Source organism: Mucilaginibacter sp. 5C4 (genome assembly GCF_034345625.1).
Classification (GTDB): domain Bacteria; phylum Bacteroidota; class Bacteroidia; order Sphingobacteriales; family Sphingobacteriaceae; genus Mucilaginibacter; species Mucilaginibacter aurantiaciroseus.
The window spans coordinates 1,084,253-1,101,010 of sequence record NZ_CP133775.1 but is presented as its reverse complement, the minus strand read 5'-3'; the positions used below and the strand labels follow the sequence as shown (position 1 = coordinate 1,101,010).

12 protein-coding genes are annotated in these 16,758 nt (G+C 43.7%); 5 read left to right on the top strand and 7 right to left on the bottom strand.

Features of this window, described 5'->3' with window-relative positions; translation table 11 throughout:
* Positions 1 to 276: 276 nt before the first annotated feature.
* Entirely contained in the window at positions 277 to 1,575 is a 1,299-nt protein-coding gene (locus tag RHM67_RS05045) for an alpha-L-fucosidase (RefSeq protein WP_322231045.1), read from the bottom strand.
* Between the two features lie 22 nt (positions 1,576 to 1,597).
* Positions 1,598 to 1,927 (bottom strand): L-rhamnose mutarotase, encoded by a 330-nt coding sequence (locus RHM67_RS05040; RefSeq protein ID WP_322231044.1) that lies wholly within the window; start codon positions 1,925 to 1,927, stop codon positions 1,598 to 1,600.
* Between the two features lie 117 nt (positions 1,928 to 2,044).
* Here RHM67_RS05040 and RHM67_RS05035 point away from each other — a divergent pair, with 117 nt between their 5' ends.
* Positions 2,045 to 2,560: a GNAT family N-acetyltransferase gene (locus RHM67_RS05035; protein WP_322231043.1), complete on the top strand. Its 516-nt coding sequence runs from the start codon at positions 2,045 to 2,047 to the stop codon at positions 2,558 to 2,560.
* 59 nt (positions 2,561 to 2,619) lie between these two features.
* A complete protein-coding gene (locus RHM67_RS05030) occupies positions 2,620 to 5,181 on the top strand; it encodes a phosphocholine-specific phospholipase C (protein WP_322231042.1) in 2,562 nt (853 codons plus the stop codon).
* On the opposite strand, the gene RHM67_RS05025 is transcribed toward RHM67_RS05030, so the two are convergent.
* A complete protein-coding gene (locus tag RHM67_RS05025) occupies positions 5,174 to 6,841 on the bottom strand; it encodes an ArnT family glycosyltransferase (protein ID WP_322231041.1) in 1,668 nt (555 codons plus the stop codon). The two genes, RHM67_RS05030 and RHM67_RS05025, sit on opposite strands and share 8 nt — an antisense overlap.
* 523 nt (positions 6,842 to 7,364) lie before the next feature.
* On the opposite strand from RHM67_RS05025, the gene RHM67_RS05020 reads away from it, so the two are divergent.
* Both RHM67_RS05020 and RHM67_RS05015 read left to right on the top strand, forming a co-directional pair.
* Positions 7,365 to 8,225, top strand: coding sequence for an alpha/beta hydrolase (locus RHM67_RS05020; protein WP_322231040.1), 861 nt, complete (start codon positions 7,365 to 7,367; stop codon positions 8,223 to 8,225).
* Positions 8,226 to 8,347: 122 nt separating this feature from the next.
* Complete coding sequence (locus tag RHM67_RS05015) at positions 8,348 to 9,244, top strand: MBL fold metallo-hydrolase (protein WP_322231039.1); 897 nt, start codon at positions 8,348 to 8,350, stop codon at positions 9,242 to 9,244.
* Between the two features lie 63 nt (positions 9,245 to 9,307).
* Here RHM67_RS05015 and RHM67_RS05010 read toward each other — a convergent pair whose 3' ends face one another.
* The 3 genes from RHM67_RS05010 to RHM67_RS05000 form a co-directional block, all read right to left on the bottom strand.
* A complete protein-coding gene (locus tag RHM67_RS05010) occupies positions 9,308 to 9,793 on the bottom strand; it encodes a hypothetical protein (RefSeq protein WP_322231038.1) in 486 nt (161 codons plus the stop codon).
* Positions 9,794 to 10,644: 851 nt separating this feature from the next.
* Positions 10,645 to 11,727 (bottom strand): DUF3810 domain-containing protein, encoded by a 1,083-nt coding sequence (locus tag RHM67_RS05005; RefSeq protein ID WP_322231037.1) that lies wholly within the window; start codon positions 11,725 to 11,727, stop codon positions 10,645 to 10,647.
* Positions 11,728 to 11,836: 109 nt separating this feature from the next.
* The gene (locus RHM67_RS05000; protein WP_322231035.1) at positions 11,837 to 12,352 is read right to left on the bottom strand and encodes a DUF2911 domain-containing protein; all 516 of its coding nucleotides are present in this window, start codon (positions 12,350 to 12,352) and stop codon (positions 11,837 to 11,839) included.
* 260 nt (positions 12,353 to 12,612) lie between these two features.
* Here RHM67_RS05000 and RHM67_RS04995 point away from each other — a divergent pair, with 260 nt between their 5' ends.
* Positions 12,613 to 14,265: an ArnT family glycosyltransferase gene (locus tag RHM67_RS04995; protein WP_322231034.1), complete on the top strand. Its 1,653-nt coding sequence runs from the start codon at positions 12,613 to 12,615 to the stop codon at positions 14,263 to 14,265.
* On the opposite strand, the gene RHM67_RS04990 is transcribed toward RHM67_RS04995, so the two are convergent.
* Complete coding sequence (locus tag RHM67_RS04990) at positions 14,266 to 16,665, bottom strand: MG2 domain-containing protein (protein WP_322231032.1); 2,400 nt, start codon at positions 16,663 to 16,665, stop codon at positions 14,266 to 14,268.
* Positions 16,666 to 16,758 lie beyond the last annotated feature (93 nt).

Below are 16,758 nucleotides of genomic sequence, written 5' to 3'. Positions count from 1 at the left end.
TTACGGTAAAGCTAACAATTAATTTGCCCATTGTTTTATGCAGTAAACAGCATAATATCAACACCAAAACGGTATATGGTACAAATAATAGCTTTAAACGCTGTAAGATAAATTTATTATGCATGCATAGCAAATAATAAATTTGAAAAAAGTTTTTGGGTGTTTTTAAATATGATGTTATTTCGAAACTATAGTGAGAAATCTTCTACAATGAACATCAAAAAGTTGTATAGAGTAGAAGATTTCTCCTCGTACTTCGTTCGATGACAAAGAGTGTTACTTCACCGTCAACTTCACAATTGTATCCACCTCATCCATCACCAAACCATCGGTATAAATAAACACACCTTCCGGCTGCTGCTTAAATTTAACGGCACTGCCATTACTTAACAAAACAGCCTTACTAACCTTATCTTTTAACTTCGGAATAAAAATATACCCCTCGCCCTGCGGACTGGTGATATGCACATACATTGTTTTGGCTTTTACAGTTATAACACCCCATGGCTGTGGTGGTACATAGCTGCCGCGGGTGCCGTAAATACTTTCGCCATTCTTTTTTACCCATGCGCCAACAATAGCCAAGGTATCAGTAAACTCAGATTGGATCTTGCCGTTTGGCATCGGCCCAATGTTTAGCAGGAAATTAGCGTTGCGCCCCGCATCATTCACCAAATAATGGATGATCTGTTTAGACGATTTAAAACTCCTGTCGTTAATGTTAAAGCCCCAGCTGTTGTTAATGGTTTCGCAGGTTTCAAATGGCAGTTTACCTATCGACTGAGACGGTGCAAAACCTGTGGTATTGCCTCCCGGCAGATCCTTTTCAAACATCTGGAAATCTTCGCCATTTTTCACAGCAACGTGGTGGTTGTTGCCCACCATTATGGCCGGGTTTAGTTTATGTATCAGCGCGTAAATTTCATCATAATGCCAGTTTGCCTCTACCCTTTCCCAACCGCCGTCAAACCAAATACCTTTTACGCCGGGGTAGTTTGTTATCAGCTCCGTTAGCTGGTCTTTCATAAACTTGATATAACCGTCCCAATCCCCTTTTTCGGGCTTGCCATTTACTATTTTGCTGCCATAAGCATAATCGGGCCTGCCCCAATCCAGCAACGAGTAATAAAAGTGGAGTTCGATGCCCTCCTTTTCGCATTCTTTTGCCAATTCCATCAATGGGTCTTTATGGTAAGGCGTGGCATCCACAATATTATATGGCGACATTTTGGTGCCGTACATGCTAAACCCATCGTGGTGGCGCGAGGTTATGGTGATGTACTTCATCCCTGCCTGTTTGGCAAACGCCACCCACTCTTTGGCATTAAATTCCAGCGGATTAAAAAATCCGGCTAACCGTTTATAGCTATCATAGGGGATCTTTTTATCGTGCATTACCCACTCGCCATCGCCCAAAATACTGTAAATGCCCCAGTGAATAAACAGGCCGAACTTCATATCCTGAAATTTTTGCCTTTGTGCCTGGTTCTCGGCGGTTGGCGTGTAAGTACCTTGTGCCGAAAGATTTGTTGCAATAGTCAACAACAGGCATAACGTTAGTAGCGTCCTTCTCATAATTGGTAAATTAATGTAGCTGTTATAATTGAAATATCTTATCCATTAAAACCCACTTTTCGCCAGCAAGCGCGCCTTTTATGGGTTGCTGATATTTCCACATCAGGTCTTCCCACTCCTGCACTTTGGCGTTGCCGGCATCCATTGCAGCCTTTTTAGAAAAACTAAAATCGGCATTAGCCTCTACTATCATAAAAAGCCTTGCGCCTAAACGATAGATCTCCATATTGGTAATGCCCGATGCGGTAATACTGTCTAATACCGCTGGCCAAACGGCTTTATGATGCTCTTCGTAACCAGCTATCAGGTCGGCATCATCTTTTAAATTGAGGGTAAGGCAATACTTTTTCATAGGCATCAGGTAAAGTAAACAGATGATTTATAACGGTTATACAAGTAAGCAAATGTTTGTGGTAAAAGCAAGCGTTATGGCGTTATCCCATTATTAAAATTCATAGCTTAGTGTTTTATGAGCACTGCACTACACACATCATCCAATATCAGCCTGCGCCGTTTTACACCTAATGATGCGCCATTTATATTCGATTTATTGAACTCGCCGACATGGAAACAACACATCGGCGACCGCAACATCCTTACCCAAACAGACGCTGTTAATTATATATTGAATGTATTTATGGCTATTTATGCGCAGCATTGTTTTGGCCCTTGGTTGGTAGAATTAAATAACACCCGCGAACCCATTGGCCTATGCGGTTTATTTAAGCGCGACTACCTTGACCGGCCCGATCTTGGCTTTGCTTTCCTGCCGGGGTTTGAAGGCCGTGGCCTGGCTTACGAAGCTTGCATAGCATCACTAGCACACATTAATGAACTTTACCCTGTAGATAAATTATATGCTACCACAACAGACACCAATACGCGTTCGCAACGTTTATTAGAAAGGTGTGGCTATATTAAAATAGGCTTGGTAACATCGCCCGAAGGTGAGGCGCTTTTGTTTTATACATTGATTTTACAATAACATAATACTATCGTTACTATACAGTACAGATATTTGGGGCGGATTTATAATTTAGAACAATGCAAGATACACGCAGAGATTTCCTTAAAAAAGCAGCTATGCTTGCCGGTACCGCCGGTTTAGCAAATATCCTCCCGGCTTCTATCCAAAAAGCAATGGCTATAAACCCATTGCCCGGCACCACTTGGGCCGATGCCGAGCATATTGTGCTTTTAATGCAGGAGAATCGCTCGTTCGACCATTGTTTTGGCTCGCTAAAAGGGGTGAGGGGATTTAACGACCCGCGTGCTATCGAATTGCCTAACCGCAACCCGGTTTGGCTGCAATCAAACAACACAGGCGAAACTTATGCGCCGTTTCACCTGGATATTCATAACACACGCTCTACGTGGATGAGTTCGTTGCCACACAGCTGGAGCAACCAGGTAAATGCCCGTAACGATGGCAAATTTGACCAGTGGTTAATGGAGAAGAAATCGGATAATAAGGATTATAAAAATATGCCCTTGACGCTTGGTTTCCATAACCGGGAAGATCTTCCATTTAATTATGCTTTAGCAGATGCTTTTACAGTTTGCGACCAGAATTTCTGCTCTTCGCTAACGGGTACTACGCCAAACCGTCACTTTTTTTGGACGGGCAGCATCCGCAAGGAACAAAATGAATCATCGCGGCCCAATCTCTGGAATGAAGATTCGGACTTTGAATCGCTAAACTGGACAACCTTCCCCGAGCGATTGGAAGAAGCCGGAATATCATGGAAATGCTACCAAAACGAGGTATCGGTAGGTGTTGGCTTTGAGGGCGAAGAGGATGCATGGCTCTCGAATTTCACAGATAATAACCTGGAATTTTTCAAACAATACAATGTAAAGCTGCACAACGAACACGTCGCCTATCTAAAAAAACAGCTTACTATATTACCAAAGCAAATAGCTGATACACAGGCAAAAATAGATGCTTTACCCGCCGGAGATGCTACTCTAATCAAACTTAAAAAGCAATTAGAGCAGCAAAAAGAGGAACTAGACGGCATCAACAGCAACAAGGCCATATTAGAGCCAGGTGCATTTGATAAACTAAGCGCTAAGGAGAAAAGCCTTCATTTAAAGGCATTTACCACCAATAAAGCTGACCCAGATTATCATAAATTAACCACCCTTAAGTATAATGATAACGGTACCGAGCGCGAAATGCTGGTACCAAAGGGAGATGTACTTTACCAGTTTAGGCAGGATGTGAAAACGGGTAAGCTGCCCACCGTATCGTGGTTAACGGCCGGTGAAAATTTCTCTGACCACCCCGGTGCGCCTTGGTATGGGGCATGGTACACGTCGGAAGTTTTGGATATTTTGACCAAAAATCCGGAGGTTTGGAAGAAGACAATTTTCATTTTAACATACGATGAAAACGATGGATATTTCGACCATATTCCACCATTTACCGCCCCTCATTCGCACAAAAAAGGCACCGGAAAAGTTTCTGAGGGGATTGATACGCGGGTGGAGTTTGTAACCCTGGAGCAGGAACAGGAACGCAAAAATTTCCCGAACGATTACGACCGCGAAAGCACTATTGGTTTGGGTTACCGGGTGCCGACGGTGATAGCCTCGCCATGGAGCCGTGGCGGGTATGTAAATTCCGAGGTGTTCGACCATACCTCGTCACTGCAATTTTTAGAAACCTTCCTTGCCAAAAAAACCGGCAAGAAAATAAAGGAACATAACATCAGCGATTGGCGCCGTACCATTTGCGGCGACCTTACATCCGTATTCCGCCCGTACAATGGCGAGAAATTTGCCAGCCTTGCACCACTGAAGAAAAATGAATTTGTAGAGGGTATCCACAAAGCACAATTCAAAAAGCTGCCGTCGGGATATAAAAACCTGTCGGCAGCTGAGGTAGCTGTTATTAAAAAGCATCCGGCAACATCTCCACATATGCCAAAGCAGGAACCGGGTATAAAACCGGCTTGTGCGCTACCGTATGAACTTTATGCTGATGGCAGCCTGAACGATGACAAAACCGCGTTCGAAATCAAATTTAAGGCGGGCAATACCGTTTTTGGCGACAAGGCCGTTGGCGCGCCATTTAACGTTTACGCCCCGGGTAAGTATGTATCCTTTAACGATCCGCAGAAAATGGAGCCGGTACGCACTTGGAGCTATGCCGCAAAGGCGGGCGATATCCTAACCGATGCGTGGCCGCTAAACGAATTTGAGGGCAGCAATTACCACCTGCGCACTTACGGGCCAAACGGTTTTTACCGGGAGTTTAAAGGCAACATTAAAGACCCCGGCATCGGTATGGAACTTACCTGCCAGGCGGTCAATAAAAAACCGAACGGCAATATAACACTTACTTTTTGGCTGCATGGTGACACAACTCCGCGTACGGTTGAAATAATTGACAATGCCTACAAAACCGCCACAAAACAAATGACCATTCAGCAGGAAAGCTTTGCGCCGCAAACCATAAAACTCGACTTAAGTAAGAGCCATGGCTGGTATGATTTTACCTTGAAAGTAAAAGGTTTTGGCGATTTTGAGAAACGTTATGCAGGCCGTGTTGAAACGGGGCATTCCAGCTTTACAGATCCGTTGATGGGCAGGGTTATTTAAAAACCTTCACCACTTCCATCTTCACGACCTCCTTATCACGCGTGGCCTGGTTTAAAAACTTAGGCGTCAGTCGGGATGTGTGGAAACGTTGGAATTGCGCCAGCTTTTCAACCTTGTATCCTTTTGAGGTGAATGATGCAGCTACCTCTGCCGGGCCATAGAAAATAAATGGCGTTGCAGGAATCTTCCCGCTGCCATCTTCATTCAATTCCACAATAGGTTGTTGCAGATAAAACTCCATCGGGAAGGAGGCAAACTCAAAGCTGCGGGCAACTGGTAGTTTCGCGGCGTTGTTTTGGTTGATCCAAAAAGCGGCCTCGCTCCCGGCCTGGTATTTTAGTAGCGACGGATAAAAAGCCAAATTCAGGTACAAATTCACCACAAAAGCTATGATGAGTGTACGGAATGCCGTCTGCCTGAAATCAGCATCGCTGAAATTACCGGGGAGTATAATTAATAGCGCAAGCCAGATCAAAAGTGTAAACCCAACATGCCAATTAAACTCCTGCGGTTTAAAAAAACAGTGCAGGGTGCCTATCACCAGCAACAACAAAACAACCAAACCAATTTGCATTATGCGGATGGTTTTGATAGTACGTTCCGACTGTAAACCCACCAAATACTGCGCGGTTATAATAGCGAAAAACGGAAATACGATATTGAGATAATGCGGCAGCTGAAATTTGGATGCCGAGAACAGCAGGAACGTAAGCAATGCCCCGCTGATGCAAAGCCATTCGCGCTTTTGTACATCTTTAATGCCCGTTTTGATGAAGTGCCATATCGCCGCGAACAATATCAGCGACCATGGCAAAAACGCCCACAACGTAGTATGCACAAAAAACGATGGGTCGCCGTGGCCTTTAATGGGGCCGGTATTAAAGAAGCGCCCAAACTGGCTATCCCAAAAAAAGAATTTGATGCCCGATACATTGTGCGTATCAAAAACAAGCTTCTCGGGGTGGCTGTCGAATTGCACATAAAGGCACCAGATCTCGGGCAGGATAAACACCAATATCAGCGCAGCAGCCAGCAACCAGCGCAGGTTAAAAAGCTGTTTCCATTGTTTGGTAATGGCCAACTGACATACTATTGCGCCACCTATCGGCACCAGGGCAAACATGCCTTTGGTCATGATGGCACAGGCGGCAAACAGTGCGCCTAATACCAGTTGCCAAAACTTGTTGCGGGTATAAGCGATATAGAAATAATATACCGACGCGATGATCAACCCCGTAAGGTAAGGCTCGGCACGTACATCGTTATTGGATAAGATGATGTGCTGCGAGGTAAGCAAGACCAGTACAGCCCACAGCGCTATTTGCTTCGTGTAAAGCTCTTTTGCCAGTTTGTAGGTATACCACGCCCCCATCAGCATAAACAAAATGCCGGGTAGCTTATATGCCCAGGTAGTAAACCCGAAGATCTTGAATGAAAGTGCAGCCACCCAAAACGGGAAGTGTGGTTTATCCAGCCAGTCGGTATGGTTTACAATAATGTTTACGTAGTCGTTACGCTGCACCATGGTTTTGGCGATGGCGGCATATAATGTACCATCGGGCGCTAAAATGGGGATGAACAAACCCGTAAAATTAAGCAACACGGCCAAACCAATAAAGGTGTAAAGCCATTTGTAATTATCGCGGTCGGGTTGTTGCATGCGGGGTAAAGTTAAGGAGATGGGTGTATATATTGCGTGTCGAGGCAAAAATGTTTGTTGCCATGTATTTCATAATGTCATTTCAAACGAGGTACGAGGAGAAAGTTCTGCAAGTAGCTCCGCTCTTGAGAGGGGTTGGGGTGTGTTATGCAGGTGCTGTTCTTTTAATCAATGCCAGCCCGCTCATTGCCGCGGAGGGCTACTTCTTTTGTCTTGATAGGAAAGGAAGCAAAAAATCAAGACAAAAAAATCCTTCCCCGCACGGGCCTTTACACATCGGCCCCGGTTTTTTGTCGGCCCACCGCTCTTCAATACTTATCATTCTGAAATTCTTTAATTCCTAAAATTCGGGTTCAGACAAATTTCAGGTACATGTCGTCGATCAGATGCTTCGCTATCGCTCAGCATGACAAAAGAAAAAATCCTATTAATCGTATAAATCCTAAAAGTCCCGGTTCAAACCAAACTTTTATCCCTAAATTTAACCAACCGCAATAACCCCTGTTGCTAACCAAAAATCTTGATGAAAAAAATATTGTTTGTATTGCTGATGCTTTGTCCGGCTGTACTTTTCGCGCAGATTACCGGCAAGGTGTACGATAACCTTACCCTTACCAGCAAGATCCTGAAAAGCGAACGCAAGTATGCCGTTTACCTGCCACCCGATTACGAGACAAGCGGCCGTACTTACCCTATACTTTACCTGCTGCATGGCTCGGGCGACGACCAAACAGGCTGGGTGCAGTTTGGCGAGGTGCTCAGCATAGCTGATAAGGCCATCCGCGATGGCATGGCCACGCCCATGATCATTGTTATGCCCGATGGTAATACCGGCCACAAGGGTTACTTTAACCGCGTAAAGGGCGACTGGAACTACGAGGATTTCTTTTTTAATGAACTGATGCCTTTTGTAGAGAAAAAATACAAAGTTAAATCTGAAAAGCGCTATCGCGCCATTGCCGGTTTAAGCATGGGCGGTGAGGGCACTTTCATTTACGCGCTACACCATCCCGAACTTTTCTCGTCTGCTTGCCCGCTGAGTGCCGCTACCGGTTTTTGGAACTTAGACGAGGCAAAGGATTATTGTAAAGAAGAATACCCTACCATAAAAGATAGCACGATAAGCAACTATTACAAACAATACAGCGTATCTGAATTGATGAAAGCCATGCCCGACGCCAAAAAGAAAGACGTGCGCTGGTTTATGGATGTTGGCGACGACGACTTTTTGTACGAAGGCAATGGCCTGGTACATAATTTGATGCGTAAGCTGAACATCCCGCATGAATACCGGGTACGGGATGGCGCACACAACTGGACGTATTGGCGGGCATCGTTACCAAACGTGCTTGAATTTGTGTCGCAGGGGTTTCATCAGTATTAAACAGTTCATAGCATATAGATCATGGTTCATAAGTAAGAGACCTCATCAGCTATATGTAATTAGCCAAATAAAACATAATTTTAACTGATCTCTGATCAACTAATCTCTATTCTCAAAACCATATGGAACGCCGTAAATTTTTAAGAAACACCGCTTTAACAGCCGGTTCGCTGGCTCTATTGAGAAACAAAAGCTTTGCCCAAATGCTGGCCATGCCCGGGTATAAATTAACGCCATTGCGTAACAACGTAGGTATTTTTACCGAGCAGGGCGGTACCATCATCTGGATGGTGAACAAGGAAGGTATTGTTTGTGTTGATGCCGAGTTCCCCGACCCGGCAACGCATTTGATAGCAGAGCTGAAAAAGAAAAGTGATAAGCCTTTTCAATGGCTGATCAATACCCACCACCACGGCGACCATACCAGCGGCAATATTTCGTTTAAAGGCATTGCCAAAAACGTGGGGGCACATGCCAATTCGTTAACCAACCAAAAGGCGGCCGCGGCAATACAAAAAACAGAAGACAAACAGCTTTACCCGGATACTATTTACACCGATAAATGGAAAGTAAAAGTTGGCGACGAAACCATCAGCGCGCATTACTTTGGCCCCGGCCATACCAATGGCGATAGCTTCATCCACTTTGAGAATGCCAACGTTGTACACTGTGGCGACCAGGTGTTTAACCGTATGTATCCGTACATAGATCGCAGCGCTGGTGCCTCATGCAAAAACTGGCCTGTAGCGCTGGAGCAGGCACAAAAACAGTTTAATAAGGATACCATATTTGTTTATGGCCATGCTTTTGACCCTGTTAAAGTCACCGGCACTATCGACGATTTGAAAGCCATGCAAAACTTTATGGAAAAATTGGTTGCCTTTGTTGATAGCGGCATAAAGGCCGGTAAAACCAAAGAGCAGATATTGGCCGCAACCGCAATCCCCGGTGTTACCGGCTGGAATGGCGATGGCATACAACGAGGGCTTACCGCGGCTTATGAGGAGCTAACCGCTTAATAATAAATTACCGAAGATTTTAAAAACTGATATCCCTGGCGAATGCCGGGGATTATTTTTTGATCAATATCCTACAAATTCTTTTTGGTGCACTACAACCTGCCCCCGGTTTTCGGTGGTGCTGATAGTCATGGTGACAAAGTAAAACTCGTTATCAAACTTGTAGATGTTGTTGTACTTATCCTGCCCCTGGAATTTCATGATCAGCTTAGAGCGGCGTGCCTGGGCAATAAGGTTTACAATGTGCTGCGGATCAGTAGTATCGTAAGTAACTGTCCGCAATATCATCCCGTTAGATAATGTGGTGTTTTCGCCTATGGTAATACTTTGCTCTTTAACTGTTGTTGATTTTGAGCGGAAATGCTCTATCTTTTTACCGTCTTTTTCCTCTAAATATTGTTGTTTAAAAACATTACCAAGGGTAAGATAAGTATGCGCCTGCCCATCGCTTAAGTTAGTAAGGTTGGTAAGATCGAAAAAAGAAATACTTTGTCCCCGCGCGCCAACGCAAAGGCTAAAGAATAATATGATTAACGCGGATCTTTTCATACACCTGAAGGTGAAACAAATATAATTGAAATTTTTTATTTTAAGATGTTCACAGCCATCCCTTTCAAGAAATCGCTTTTAAAACTTAAACCCGGAGAATTTTGGCTAAAGCCATCTTTTGCAGCTTTTATGATCCGTTGGCTGAAGCCAAACGGCAATGAATTTTTAAACGGGGTCAAATGAATTCATTGCCGTCCCATTTATGGGGCGGTATGAAAGCAATAAAGGAGATGGCTTTAGCCAAATAATATTGCAATTTTAAAAGCGATTTCCATGCCATCGCTTTTAGGAATACCGGGCAAATGTTCGACAGCTTGTTAACTCCCCCCCTCGCGCCACTTGTATATTTTATAGTGCATAAAACATCCTTGTATTTGTGCTACTCATTTCTCAGAACGTATATGCTCATTTAAATTTCGCTTACGCTGTTGCGCCTGCATATTATGCCCCGTATTAGTTCAGAACTGTATTATTCACAGTTTAGTAACATTTATATGTTTAAAAAGTCTTTTATTAGAATAAGCTTTTATGGCATACGTTCAATGTGTACCTTTGACACTTAGTTGCATTAGGAACACTTTTTGTAGTGTAACTATCACATTCATAATATTTTAAGAAATAAGCAGCCAAAATGGCTTCGCTATAAAGAGCTTGGGTAATTTTAAACATGTTATCTGAGGTTTAGTTGATCAACATTATTTGAATGATGTTGTAGTGCGTTCCGGGGTGAGATACGGAACGCATTTTTTATTTGGTTTGCACCGATCGTGCTTGCTGCAGATAGATTAGATTGATTGTACCGATCTGTTAGGTTTGAATTTCCAACCACTCACTTACCCTCCACTAACCACTCACTTACCCTTATACATCGCCATTACGAGCAGTACCATCCTGTTGTAGGTATCTAAACCCTGGGGCTGGTTGTTGGCCTTCAAAAAGTTGTCGTAAAAAACACTGGTGATGGTGTTGATCTTATTTTGATAGGAGAGCCAGTAGATGCGCTCTTCTTTAAAATCGGCCAACACCTGCGGGGAGATCTTTGTTTTTAGCTGTTTAAATACTACGGTATCGGTATAGCGCATGGTATGCATAAACTCGTTAACAGCCAGGTTATATGCCGAGTATCTTAACAATCTGTCGTTAGATCCTGTTGCTGCTACAAAGCCTACAAAGTTGGCCTCGTCCTCGGGGCCGTAACCCATCTGGTGGCTCATCTCGTGGCTGGCTACAAACGGCCGGTTAAAAACCGGCATCTGGTAATTCATTTGCGCCTCGCTGGTAAACGGGTTGTAATAGCCGGATGTACCTATATAATTCAATAGCCCCGTTAACAGCGATGGTTTTATTTTAGGGCTGTAAGTATAGTATTCACTATTGGTATTAGATAATTTGATGACCGCCTTTGTAGCGATGCTATATATAGAATCATTGCCCTGCTTCAGATCTGCCGCTGTAACTCTTGCCCTGGTGGCATTAGCGCTATCTATCAGGATATTGGTAACACGTTGCAGTTCGGCCCTGGTATAAGTGCTTTCCCGCAGGTTAAGCCGCTCCCCTGCCGACGGGCGGAAATAGTTTAACCCCCAAAAAACGTAAAACATCAGGATGCCTGCCATCACGACAATTACGACCCCCGCCGCAAAGATCCCCGCGTGAATAAATTTCTTTTTAATACACATTGCAACAAGCCTAACCAGTGCATACACCAGGTAACCAATCACAAAAAGGTAGATGAGGTCGCCAGTACTAAAGGGGAACAGGTTAAAAACCGGGTGCAGTATATGGCAGATTAAAGGATAAAAACCGTTAGAGTAATATCGCTCTACCGCCCGGGGATAATCCGCAAAAACAAGCAGCAGGTTTACTGCGAGGATAAGGCCGAGGATGATCAATCCTCTCTTTATTAAAACCTTACCCGGCCTTTGTTTCTGCATTTGTAATAGGGGTATTATAGTAAGGCAATATTAGCTTTATTTTAATTATCGCCCAATAAAAAACCCCAACCAAATGGCCGGGGTTAATTTATTAAAATAGTTCGATAACTTATTTTACGGCAACCGGTACAGTTAGCTTATCCCATGTTAGGGTGAAACCTTTTTTGTTGATCTTGTAAACCAAATGCTCGGTAGGTTTTGCAGCAACCGGCTTAACAGTTACACGCAATGCATCCTGTGCTGCATCGTATTTATACGCGCCCCATTGTTTGGCAGTTTTGTTAAAAATAATTGTCCAGGTGGTAGCAGTTGGGATAGCGAAAAAGCTATAAGTACCGGCAGGTAATTTTTTCCCTTCAACCAAAATATCGTTAGTTGTTGTAAATACGGTAGCCTCGTTAGCGCCTGTGCGCCATACTTTATCAAACGGCACTAATTCGCCATATATTTTACGGCCTTTTACCGCCGGGCTGCCATAGTTGATGCTAACGGTTGATGCACCAATTTTTGCACTAACGCTGTCGCGCGGGCTTTCAACAGCTTTTTTTTGTGCAAAGGTAACGGTTGTGAACAGCATGGCGAATGCAAATAGCATTGCTGCTTTTAATTGAAATGTGTTTTTCATAATAGTAACGCTTGTAGTTTATGTGGTGATAAAGATAACGCATAAACGCACAACATCTAAAAAAATTACTTATTACCATGTGCCGCTAAAACTTTCATTAAAACAGCGTGTTATAAAGGCTGAATTCACATTGCAGTTAGGAATAGACCGAAAGGTTAAACAATTGTTGTGAGTTTTTGGCCCCTGCCGCAAGGCAGGGGTTTTTTATGCGTTCAGCGCGATAAATATTTGCCTGCATTACTCCTATATTTGTGCCAGCAATGGCCAAAAATTACAAGCCCTTTTACCTTTTACTGTTTGTGCTGGCGCTGATGGTTAATTTCATTGGCATCAATGCCGATTTTTTTACCGACGACCCCGGCCTTTACGCTTCTATTGCTAAAAACATGCTTTACAAGCATGACGTATTACAACTCTTCACCTACAATACCGATTGGCTCGACAAGCCCCACTTTCCGTTTTGGGCGGTGCTGGTAAGCTTTAAAATATTTGGTGTGAGTGCCTGGGCCTATCGCCTGCCCGCGCTGCTGTTCTTCTTGCTAAGTTTGCTTTATACTTACCTATTCGCACGCAGGTTTTACACCAAAGAAATAGCGCTTACAGCGGTATTAATATTGATGACAGCCCAGCACATCCTGTTATCAAACCTTGATATACGCGCCGAGCCGTACTTATTGGCGCTGATCATTGGCAGCATTTACCACATTGCCCGGTATAATGATAAGCCAATAGCAAAGCACTTATTGCTGGCCGCCCTGCTAACCGCATGTGCTATCATGACTAAAGGCATATTTGTGATCGTAGCAATATATGGCGCGTTGCTTGGGCAGTTTATATTTCAAAAAAAGTTTTTGCAGTTGTTTTATCCTAAATGGTTGCTATTGTATGTGCTTACCTTTCTGTTTACCATCCCCGAAGTTTACGCGCTTTATGCACAGTTTGACGCGCACCCCGAGAAAACGGTTTTCGACAGGCAAAATGTAAGCGGCATAAAATGGTTTTTGTGGGATAGCCAGTTCGGCCGTTTTATAAACCAGGGCCCTATCCAACAGAAAAAAGGGGGCGATAAATTCTTCTTTATACATACCCTGCTTTGGGCTTATTTACCCTGGTGCCTATTGTTCTATTACGCACTTTACAAAAGCTTCAAAAGCATCTGGCGAAAGGTAACCCTGCCAGAATATTATACTTTAAGTGGTGGTTTGTTGTTATTGATCCTATTCTCGCTATCCGGGTTTCAGTTGCCGTTTTATACCAATATACTTTTCCCATTATTTGCTATTATTACCGCGCCTTATTGTTTTGTACAACTGAGCAAGGCAGGCGAAAATTATCGTAAGATAGTTCTGCTTTTATTTGCGATAGCTTTACCGATGATAATTATCGCGATACATGTTTTTGCGAAGCCGGCGTCTAACCTGCTATTTATAACAGCTGTTGTGTTGTTTGGATCAATCGCTGCAGCAATCAGCCTAAAAGTAAAAGAAATAGCCTACAAGGTTTTTATGCTAACCTGCTGCTCGGTGCTTTTCGCTAATTTTTACTTGAATACTGTTTTCTTCCCGCTGGTTGCGTCTTACAACGGGCAAATACCTGCAGCCAGGTACGCAAGCCAGCCGCAGTTTGCCGATGCTAAGTTATATACCTTGCGCATGTCTAACAACTCATTCCAGTTTTATAGCAACAGGCCTGTGCAGTTTGTGCCACTTGAGGGCTTTAAAGATTTTAAACCTGCTGGTAAAGCACTCTTTTTTGCCAGCCAGGCATCTGTAGATTACCTTACCAATGCCCACGCTAATTTTAAGGTCGTCAAATTATTTATTGATTATCCACAGGAAAATATGCTGCCAAAGTTTATAAACAGCGCCACACGCAGCCAGGTTGTCTCAAAGGCTTATCTTATCAGCAAGTAACTACTGCACGTTGTATTTATAAACTGCACGGCCAATATTGCCTGCATTATCAATACCCTCAACAATTACCCGGTACCGGCCCGCCCCTGCATTAAAATAATTAATGAAAGCATTCCCTGCAGCGTCGGTTATCACGTTTGGTTTCCAATAAATGGTTGTACGTTCATCGGCTGGGTATTTCTTTACTGCATCGTAAACCGGCGAATAAAATTCACGCGCCATATAAAACCCTTTTGGCGATAATGATAAAATGCCCGGCGACATTTCTTTACTTACCTCTACCGCGTCACCACCTTGTTTAGTATTGATCACCATAACTCCGCTGCCTGCCCCCATACCATACACCGCGGCATTAGCACCTTTAAGTATCTCTATAGATTCAACATCATTAGGCTGTACACCATCTATCCCTCCCGAAGTGATGGCGCCGTCGATAACGATCAGCATGGGTTCGGAAACAGTAGACCCGTTTGCCACAGCAATCGAGGTTTTAAGGTAAGCTTTCCCGTTATTAAAATCAATATTACGTGCAAGCCCGGTAAGCCCTTGTGATAAAGTTGCGAAATTTTTAATGTCCTTGCCGAAAATAACCTGGTCGGCATTGCCTGCGCCCGCAAGGCTTTGTGTACGATAGTTGCCTGGTTTTCCTTTTACATATACCGGCTTCAGATTGCGTATTTTACCTGTTTGCCCGGCTGTTACACCTGCGTAGTTTGATAAGTTATCAACAACCCCTACTGCCGGCTCATTATAAGCGGGTAGTGTAATAGCACTGCTATTATTAGCTATCACTAATTTAGCTTTGTTACGTAATGCTTTATTATCAATATTTAACACAAACTGCGATCTGTCTGCATACTCCAGATCCGGGAAGTTAAATTTACCTGCAGCATCAGTAGTTGCAGTTATACTTTGCCCGGTGGCCGATAGCATTAAGGTTAACTTTTCATTAGCTATTGGCGCGCCCGATCTATTGGTGAGTACACCTTTAATAGGGATCCCGAACTCGGGTTTATAAGTTAAAGGTGTTGGCGGTTCATTCAACAGTTCTTGCCATTGAACGCGGCGGTAACCCTGGGTAAGCATCAAAACATCCAGGTTGCTGCGGGTATCGGCATTTACAGTGTTAAAATAATAGCCCGGCTGTTCTACATACCCCCGCAATTCTGAGGTTAACAGCAAGTTTGACAGGATAGAGCTTTCTTTATCCTCATCGCCCTGTACCTTACTTTCATCTATCACCGCTACCGAGAAGTTGCCTACTGATGCTTTATCCCCAAACTTTGCATTCAGCGTTATGGTTGCCTTATCGTGACCGGCGTAAGTTGCTTTATCGCTGTTTACGGTAAAATTAATGCCATCTTCATTTTGGATAAACACGAGGCGTTCGGCTAATGGCACACCGTTTTGCGCGAAAACGGTGATCTGTGTTATCCCGCTTTTTAAATCTTTTTTTGGCAGATCGAACCCGATCACCTGGTTATCTAAAATAGTTTTTACCGTTTTTACCACACCGGCCGAATAGATCACCACGTTTACTTCTTTATCCTTATTCTCCAGGTAATAAGCCTTATTGGCATTTATATCGATGGCCAGTTTGCTGACGTCGCTGTTGTTAACCGTAAGCGACATGCCCTTTGCTTCCGGCGTTGGGAGCGCCACCATATTTACCGAACCATCCGGATAGGTTACTTTTGCCTTGTAAGTTTTGCCGGCATCGGCAGTGATATAAAACTGGCCCATCCCCAAATGTGCCGAGGTAAATTTGGCAACTTCTTTATTATCGCTATCAACAACAGTTCCTTTTACATATGTACCCAAACCATTGCTGCCAACCGCTTTAAACGCAATGCGGCAGGGTACAGCGGTTACAAACGAGCCGCCCTCCGGGAAAAATTGCACATCGGTTTTGTTGTCCGTTGCTTTTGCGGGGTATACCTGCGCTATGCTTTTGCCATTAACAGATATGGTTTTATTAAATACATAGGCATTGCCTGCATTTTGCATCCATTGGGTGTAAGCCCTCACTTTATAGTTGCCTTTTGAAAGGTAGTTTGGCAACGAAAAATCGCCCCAGGCAAGCCCGTTTTTCAGTTGCAGGATGAGCGACTGCATAACCGAATCGTTTTTGCTCACCAGGTCTACATGCAATACACCGCTGATCTTTGATAATTCGTGCTGTTCGCCAGCGGTTATGTAGGCTTTAAAATAGAGGGTATCGCCCGGGTTATAATAAGGCTTATCGAAATGCAGATAAGCTTTCTCAATGATCTTGTCGGTAGAGAGTGATTGCAGTTTGGCTACTACATCTTTAACATCCGTTTTTTGAGGCGCAACCTGTGCCTGCACAGCCACATTTACGCAGCCGGCGACAAACAACATTAAGAAAAGTTTTTTCATGATAGTAGATATTTATATGCGATAAAATCGCGGATTGTTTGTCCGTTATAATTGGCACATAAATATACTGATATCCAGATGAATAGTACAAGC

Coding starts and splice junctions, on each gene's coding strand:
- RHM67_RS04995 (WP_322231034.1), top strand. CDS start 12,613: ATGGCCAAAAATTACAAGCCCTTTTACCTTTTACTGTTTGTGCTGGCG.
- RHM67_RS05025 (WP_322231041.1), bottom strand. CDS start 6,841: ATGCAACAACCCGACCGCGATAATTACAAATGGCTTTACACCTTTATT.
- RHM67_RS05035 (WP_322231043.1), top strand. CDS start 2,045: ATGAGCACTGCACTACACACATCATCCAATATCAGCCTGCGCCGTTTT.
- RHM67_RS05000 (WP_322231035.1), bottom strand. CDS start 12,352: ATGAAAAACACATTTCAATTAAAAGCAGCAATGCTATTTGCATTCGCC.
- RHM67_RS05045 (WP_322231045.1), bottom strand. CDS start 1,575: ATGAGAAGGACGCTACTAACGTTATGCCTGTTGTTGACTATTGCAACA.
- RHM67_RS05015 (WP_322231039.1), top strand. CDS start 8,348: ATGGAACGCCGTAAATTTTTAAGAAACACCGCTTTAACAGCCGGTTCG.
- RHM67_RS05040 (WP_322231044.1), bottom strand. CDS start 1,927: ATGAAAAAGTATTGCCTTACCCTCAATTTAAAAGATGATGCCGACCTG.
- RHM67_RS05005 (WP_322231037.1), bottom strand. CDS start 11,727: ATGCAGAAACAAAGGCCGGGTAAGGTTTTAATAAAGAGAGGATTGATC.
- RHM67_RS05030 (WP_322231042.1), top strand. CDS start 2,620: ATGCAAGATACACGCAGAGATTTCCTTAAAAAAGCAGCTATGCTTGCC.
- RHM67_RS05020 (WP_322231040.1), top strand. CDS start 7,365: ATGAAAAAAATATTGTTTGTATTGCTGATGCTTTGTCCGGCTGTACTT.
- RHM67_RS05010 (WP_322231038.1), bottom strand. CDS start 9,793: ATGAAAAGATCCGCGTTAATCATATTATTCTTTAGCCTTTGCGTTGGC.
- RHM67_RS04990 (WP_322231032.1), bottom strand. CDS start 16,665: ATGAAAAAACTTTTCTTAATGTTGTTTGTCGCCGGCTGCGTAAATGTG.